Annotated in this window: 5 protein-coding genes and 1 pseudogene; 5 read left to right on the forward strand and 1 reads right to left on the reverse strand. The window is 47.5% G+C overall.

All coding sequences use genetic code 11. From position 1 onward, the window contains the following. The first annotated feature begins 38 nt into the window (after window positions 1–38). The 3 genes from AAX04_RS05790 (at window position 39) to AAX04_RS05800 (ending at window position 3,567) form a co-directional block, all read left to right on the forward strand. Window positions 39–518, forward strand: coding sequence for a hypothetical protein (locus AAX04_RS05790; RefSeq protein WP_066795393.1), 480 nt, complete (start codon window positions 39–41; stop codon window positions 516–518). Further along, window positions 478–1,473 (forward strand): mevalonate kinase, encoded by a 996-nt coding sequence (mvk, locus tag AAX04_RS05795; protein ID WP_162270115.1) that lies wholly within the window; start codon window positions 478–480, stop codon window positions 1,471–1,473. Before AAX04_RS05790 ends, mvk begins: the two co-directional genes overlap by 41 nt. Window positions 1,474–1,554: 81 nt before the next feature. After that, the gene (locus AAX04_RS05800; RefSeq protein WP_066795396.1) at window positions 1,555–3,567 is read left to right on the forward strand and encodes a carboxypeptidase-like regulatory domain-containing protein; all 2,013 of its coding nucleotides are present in this window, start codon (window positions 1,555–1,557) and stop codon (window positions 3,565–3,567) included. A 134-nt stretch (window positions 3,568–3,701) separates the two neighbouring features. Here AAX04_RS05800 and AAX04_RS05805 read toward each other — a convergent pair whose 3' ends face one another. Beyond that, window positions 3,702–4,229 carry a 50S ribosomal protein L16 gene (locus AAX04_RS05805; RefSeq protein ID WP_066795399.1) on the reverse strand — a complete coding sequence of 176 codons (528 nt, stop codon included), beginning with the start codon at window positions 4,227–4,229 and terminating at the stop codon, window positions 3,702–3,704. A 517-nt stretch (window positions 4,230–4,746) separates the two neighbouring features. On the opposite strand from AAX04_RS05805, the gene AAX04_RS05810 reads away from it, so the two are divergent. Together AAX04_RS05810 and AAX04_RS05815 are read left to right on the forward strand one after the other, a co-directional pair. Further along, window positions 4,747–5,796 (forward strand): NAD(P)-dependent oxidoreductase, encoded by a 1,050-nt coding sequence (locus AAX04_RS05810; RefSeq protein WP_238377813.1) that lies wholly within the window; start codon window positions 4,747–4,749, stop codon window positions 5,794–5,796. A 352-nt stretch (window positions 5,797–6,148) separates the two neighbouring features. After that, window positions 6,149–6,800 (forward strand): annotated as a pseudogene (locus tag AAX04_RS05815) (AAA family ATPase); the annotation flags it as partial.

Consider the following 6,800-nt stretch of genomic DNA (forward strand, 5'->3'; position numbering starts at 1 on the left):
ACCTACTACAGTTATAAGCTCCTCAACCCAGTTTCACAGTGTCAATTAGCCTAAGCGACGTAGAGGGGTCGGTTAGGAGGCTTAAGGAAAGGATTAACAGTAAGTCTTTCACCAGGGCTGTTGGTAAGGGAACCGTTAACGATATTGAAATCCTCATAAGGTACTACGAGTCAACCAAGCCATGTGTGAAGGTAAGTCAATGCGAAGTCAGGAGTATGTACAACATGTATGTGGCCGCTGAGGGGAATATTAGGAGACTCCTTGAGGGTTTTCTGGAAACCATGGTCACCATAAGGTCTAGGGAATTCGCTGCGCTGTACCCATTCATGCCCAGCGACGTTAAAGATCTCCTTAAGCCACTGCTGAGCAGTAATGTGGATGAGGGCATTAGGGAGGTTTTAAGGAACCTGCTCAGTAACCTTAATCAGCTGGGCTCGGTGCTACTTAGTATAGCCAAGAGGGAGCCAGGTGACCTCAGTGGGTGTGAGGGTAACCGCAACAGCGCCGGGGGTTGTTAAGCTGTTTGGGGAGCATGCTGTAGTTTACGGTAAACCAGCAATAGCCATGGCAATCGACAAGGGGGTTAGGGTTACTGTTGAGAGACAGGGGGGTGATTCACTACTGGTGGTTGCAAGGGATTTGGTAGTAAGGGGTGTGGCCATAAGGGTCACCGGTGGTTCAATTGAGGGAAGTGTGATTGATGGCCCCCAGTTAGCTAAACTAGCCTCATACGCATTAACGGCGTTGAGGATAGTTTCCGAGGGTTACGGCGGTGACTTAAAGGGCATTAAGGTAACCATTGAGAGTCAACTACCCATAGGGGCAGGCTTAGCCACATCGGCAGCTGTATCAGTGGCCACAACGGTAGCTTACGCCAAACTGATCGGAGTTGAGTTAAGCAGGGAGGAGGTGGCTAAGCTTAGCCATAAAGTTGAGTTGACGGTTCAAGGATCAGCAAGCCCAATGGACACGGCCACCTCAAGCTTAGGTGGTGTGGTTTACATTAAGCCAGGGGTTGAGTTAAGGAGGATTAGCGCTCCACCTAGGCTACCGGTTGTCATAGGACACGTGGAGAGGGAATTGACAACCGGTGAATTAGTTAGGAGGGTTAAGGAGCTTTACAGTAGGCACCCTAAGGTTGTGGACAAAATAATGGACTCAATAGAGGTAGTGGTTAATGAGGCCTTAGCGGCTCTGGGTAAGGGTGATTACCAGTTGCTGGGGGAGTTAATGAACATAAACCAAGGCCTACTGGAGGCCTTAGGCGTGTCGAACCACAGGATAGCCAACATGGTTTACATGGCCAGGAGGGCCGGTGCACTGGGGGCTAAGCTAAGCGGCGGTGGAGGTGGTGGCGCAGTCATTGCCCTAGCCCCCGGTGTGGAGGATAAGGTTTCAGTGGCTATGAGACTCGCCGGTGGTGAGGTGATCTCAACGGACATTAATGATCAAGGTGTTGTGGTGCAGCACTAGACCGCACCTCCATAGCGAGTTTAATACACTTATGGTTATTTTATCTGATTATCTTATAAATATGACTAGGTAGCATCCCATATGTTAAGTAAAGATAGGCTACTCGGGATAATGGTGATAGTGGCGGCAGGCCTGATGCTATACTATGCCGTAGCTTATGCAGCAGTCTCAACGCAGCAGTCGATTCCAACTCAAAACCAGGCTATAACCGTTAACCTACCTTACTACGCCGAGGTTCAGTACATCGACGTGGTGAACCAAACGGTGCAGTTATCGATACCAGCGGGTGGTACGTACACAATAACCGCACCACTACCCCCGGGTCCAGGTTATACACTGGAGTACGTTGAGGTTTACTTCCCAACCCCATTACCGTCGGTGGGCGTGTCGGGCAATGTCATGAAGAGTGTGAATGAATACGGCTTCATAACCTCAGTATACTCACCAGCAGGCTCAATAACCCTGGTTAACACTGGTCAGAGCACGGTAAACGGCACTGTGGTGGTTTCATCAGTGTTCGCTAAGGTTACTTACGTACCTCTAAATGGCCAATCAACAATAAACATAACGGCACCTGACTACACGTACCAGTACGTCACTGATCAATACGTTGAGTTAACCTTACCCAATAATGCGCCTTACAGCGTACAGGATGTTATACTGCCCAATGGTTCAGCCTTCAGTCAACTGGTTGAGAAGTGGAGTGGTAATGTGACGGCTATTCAACTTGACTACAAGCACGTTAAGCTAGATATGGCTTACCTACCAGCGGGCAATTACAGCGTTGAATTGCTCCAGGGCTCACAGTACGTGATGCCATTCGCAATGCTTGTTAAGGGTACTCAATTCTACAATGAGACCGTTAGCCCACATAGCCAAGTGATAATAACAACCAACAACTTCGGCATACCATCAGGCTGGTCAATACTAGGCTACGTAGTGACCGTCTACACAGTTCAGCCGCTGGTGGTTGGTGAAACAGGTGGCACATTCACTGTTGAGGCCAATAGGGTCTCACCTGTCTACACACTAAGCCAGTTAATCGTTGTGCATGGTGTAAGTTACATACTGCCACCCTTCATAAGGTTCATGCCCATCATAGGGATTTACGTGGTCTACGACACCCAGTTTAAGGTTGTTAACCCATTGAACGTCCCAGTTATCGTGGAGTACATGCCGATAATCTATAAGCCAGTTGGCCAGTGGAGTAATGGCAACTTACAGGTTCAGGTTTACCAGAGTGATGTGGCTCAGGGTATGTGGACGTCGCTGGTTGTTCAACTACCGGAGACAGCCACAATAACTAGTATAGTCACCCCAAGTGGTACCGTATACAGTGGGTATACGTCATCTGAGTTACCGTGGGGTAGTGAGTTTAGGCTAGTGTCAATATCACCTGAAGGTCACGAGGCCTACATTGCAGTGAGCACGCTTGGTGTCTCGCAACCCGGCCTATACACCATCAATGTGCACTGGGACCCACTGGTGGTTATGGTACACAACACCTATGGATCACCGGTAAGCGTCAGTATAGTCGCGTCACAGAATGGGCAGGCATACGGCACCTACAGCACTAATTCAAGTGGAGTAGCCTTAATACCCGTGTACAACCCATACCCACTTTCGCTATCAATATACTACAAGGGGGTGGATGCCTACAACATCGGCATCACGACGTTGATTAAGAGACCAATAGATGTTACGCTTGGCGTTTATAATGTAACTGCGATAGTTGTGGGCTTCTTTAACCAGGCAATAGGTAAGGCAAACGTGACCATGTATAGGATAGGGACTGGGCCCGTGTACACGCAGTTAACTGGTCCAAATGGTGCTGCCCAGTTAACCGGTGTATTGAGTGGGGTCTACCAGTTAACTGCCTCATATGGTAACGCTAAGTATAGCAGGTTCCTAACTGTTAACTCGGATGAGGTCGCTTTAATTAAGACAAATATATTAACAATAATAAACGGCTTCCCAATAACCACTGGGGATGCGATAATTGGGGCAGTTGGCATACCTGCCGTGGCGGCCTTAGCCTATGCGATTAAGACATTTGTGGATAAGAGGAGGCCCTACCATATCGAGAACGCTTAGTCAAACGGGTCAATCGTTTAAAATATTTAAATTTTTATTAAATTTAAATTAAGCATAACCTTGGGCTTAGGTTTAAAATCCCCCCGCGGGAACTAGGGGTGTTGTGATGAGGCAGCTCGATTATGAGCGGTGAATTAGCCTTTGATTACTGACTTCCTGGCCAGCTCGATTCTGCAGGGTAATGGCAACTTAGACCTAGCCCTATTTAAAGCCTCCTTGGCGTGCGTAATATTCTTACCCTCCACCTCAACAATCATCAATACGTCACCAGCCTCAATTTGAATAGCCCTACCCGTGGGTACACCAAAGGCTAGCCTCATGCCCTCCTGCAGACGGTCGGCGCCAGCCATTGCTAACATCTTGTTCTCCCTAATGACGTGGTGGGGGTACTTAACTATCTTAAGGTAGAAGTTTTGGTCTGTTAAGACCTTGGACAGGTACTTGTAGGCCATTTGCCTAGCCGCCTCAAGGGCATTAACCCTGATCTGCCCACCCTCAAGAACCCTAAGGATAACCACTGAGTCAAATCTCTCCCTATCCTTAGCCTTAGTAGCCCCCATCTCAAACCTAGGCACTTGAACGTATGGTGCACCATGTATGTACTCCAGCCTGGTGTATGGCCTCTTAATCCTCCTATAGCATCTAGCGGGCCTTAACGGCATAAGCAACCACCACCTGATACCCTTTATAAAAATTATACTTACACTAAGGTTAAATGCACCGCCGTGCCAAGGCTCAACTACGCTATTGCTAATAATTTTAACCCCAGCCTGAGGTTGGGTTACTGGGTGATTACAAGCTAAGCCTGATGGATGATGAACTGACGACGGCATGAATTATTAGTCATCCTTAAGGGTTTAATAGGATGCGTATCGTAAACTAAGTCCTACATTAAAAGTAACTCAACTGCCATGTTAACCTCAGCCTGGAATTTGGCTTAGGTCATCTCATAGATGTTTAAGGTTAAGTAAAGTTAAAGTTACAATTAACTAAATTTTCAGCTATCTATTACCTATTTAATTTAATAGTGAACATTAGACTGTAGTACTTCTGTTGCATAGCTTCATAACCACAATGCTTATTAATCTTGCCTTTAAGTTGTTGGGGCTGGGAGGTGCTCCTCGTGATCCACTCTGCGGTGAGAGAGCACCGAATTCCAGTGTGCAGGTGGGTGGGATTATGGCACACTTCATGATGCTTCCTGATAGGATTGCAACTGTTGATGAGCTTGAGGAATTATTATCAACACCATACCCTGAAACCATAAGGGATCTTGGTGAGGTGAACGGTGACTTAATGGTACTTGGGGCTGGTGGTAAAATAGGCCCATCACTAGTCATGACGGCTGCCAAGGCGGTTAGGTTAGGTGGCCTTAGGAAGAAGGTCATTGCGGTGTCCAGGTTCAGTAAGGGTGACGAGTTAGTGGGTAGGTTAAGGGAACTTGGTGTTGAGGTTGTTAGGGCTGACTTATCCAGGGAGGAGGATGTGGCCAAGCTGCCTGACGCCGAGAACATAATATTCATGGTTGGTAGGAAGTTCGGCACTAGTAATGAACCTGAGTTAACTTGGATAACCAACACCTACATACCTGCATTAGTAGCCAGAAGATTCCCAAGGTCGAGGTTTGTGATCTTCTCCACGGGCAACGTATACCCCCTTGTGCCCATTTACACAGGTGGAGCCACAGAGGATACTAGAACTGGACCTATTGGTGAGTACGCCTGGGCTGCATTAGCCAGGGAGAGGGTTTTCAGCTACTTCTTCAGGGTTAATGGTAATAAGGCTGTTTTCGTCAGGTTAAACTACGCCAATGAATTGAGGTATGGAGTCCTACTCGACATAGCCCTTAAGGTGGCTAAGGGCGAGCCAATAGACTTAACCATGGGTTACGTCAACGTAATTTGGCAGGGTGACGTCAACAACATTGTGCTTAGGTCGCTTAAACATGCAAGCAACCCACCATTAATATTAAACGTGACTGGCCCTGAAACCGTGTCGGTGAGGTGGGTTGCTGAGGAATTCGGTAGGTTGCTTGGAAAGGAGCCCATCTTTACGGGCAAGGAGGCTGACACGGCCCTGTTAAGTAATGCCGCCAAGGCATTTGAGTTATTTGGTTACCCAAGGGTTACCCTACGCCACATGATTAAGTGGATTGCTGATTGGGTTAGTTCGGGTAAACCAATATATAATCTACCAACGCATTATGAGGTTAGGACCGGTGAGTATTGATCTAACCCCTTCCCCATCTTGAGGGCTAGGAGCTTCCTGGTGTCTTGTTTGTTACACACCCTTGGTGCGGGCTACTGAGGTATTGAGAAAGTTGGAGTTTAAAACTCATCGCCATGGAACCCACGCAGTGGAGTGACCCAGCCCTAAAGGGTAAGGCTTGCTGTTCATTTTGTCAAGTTACCTAAATATAAGGTACCTTTATGATGGTCTATGGAGTCTAGTGATTAATACTCTCTAAACTTGTAATTAGTCTATGTAGCGTTATGTTGAGCTGCTTTAATTATCCTTACCTAACCCTTAACCAGTACATCCAACTAAGGTTTTTATACACCCTATCAGTGATTAAGGTTGTATGGCTAACGGCGAGGATTCACTGACCCTTCGCGTGGCTGAGGCAAGGAGTCGTGACGTTGGCAGAGGAATAGTTAGGATACCCATGAGGCTCATGAGGAAGGTTGGAATTGAACCTGGCGATTACGTTGAGATTAATGGCAATAAGCGTGTTGCCTATGCACAAGCATGGCCAGCCTACAGTGATGATGAAGATAAGGACATTATAAGAATGGATGGCTTCATTAGGCAGAACATCGATGTGTCACTTGACGACTTGGTTAAGGTTAGGAAGGCTAACCTAAGGCCAGCCCAGAGGATAACAGTTGCGCCGGTTGGGGAGGAGATTAAGATTGACCCAGATTACCTAAAGAAGTCCTACCTTGTTGGGAAGCCCGTGTGGCGTGGCGCAGTCTTCGAGCTACCCTACTACACAGGTGCCTTGAAATTCATGATAACGCAGGTTGTGCCAGCTCCAGCGGCATACGTGAGCACGGAGACTGAAGTTACAATGCAGGAAAAACCTGTTCAGGAGACTAACCTGCCCCGTGTTACTTGGGAGGATATTGGTGATTTGGAGGAGGCTAAGCAGAAGATTAGGGAGTTGGTTGAGCTTCCTCTTAAGCATCCTGAGTTGTTTAGGCATCTTGGTATTGAGCCTCCTAAGGGTGTTT

Source organism: Caldivirga sp. MU80, assembly GCF_001663375.1.
GTDB lineage: Archaea > Thermoproteota > Thermoprotei > Thermoproteales > Thermocladiaceae > Caldivirga.

What these genes read in the sequence shown, in the direction of transcription:
- AAX04_RS05810 (WP_238377813.1), top strand. Translation starts at nt 4,747, where the DNA reads ATGGCACACTTCATGATGCTTCCTGATAGGATTGCAACTGTTGATGAG.
- AAX04_RS05805 (WP_066795399.1), bottom strand. Translation starts at nt 4,229, where the DNA reads ATGCCGTTAAGGCCCGCTAGATGCTATAGGAGGATTAAGAGGCCATAC.
- AAX04_RS05800 (WP_066795396.1), top strand. Translation starts at nt 1,555, where the DNA reads ATGTTAAGTAAAGATAGGCTACTCGGGATAATGGTGATAGTGGCGGCA.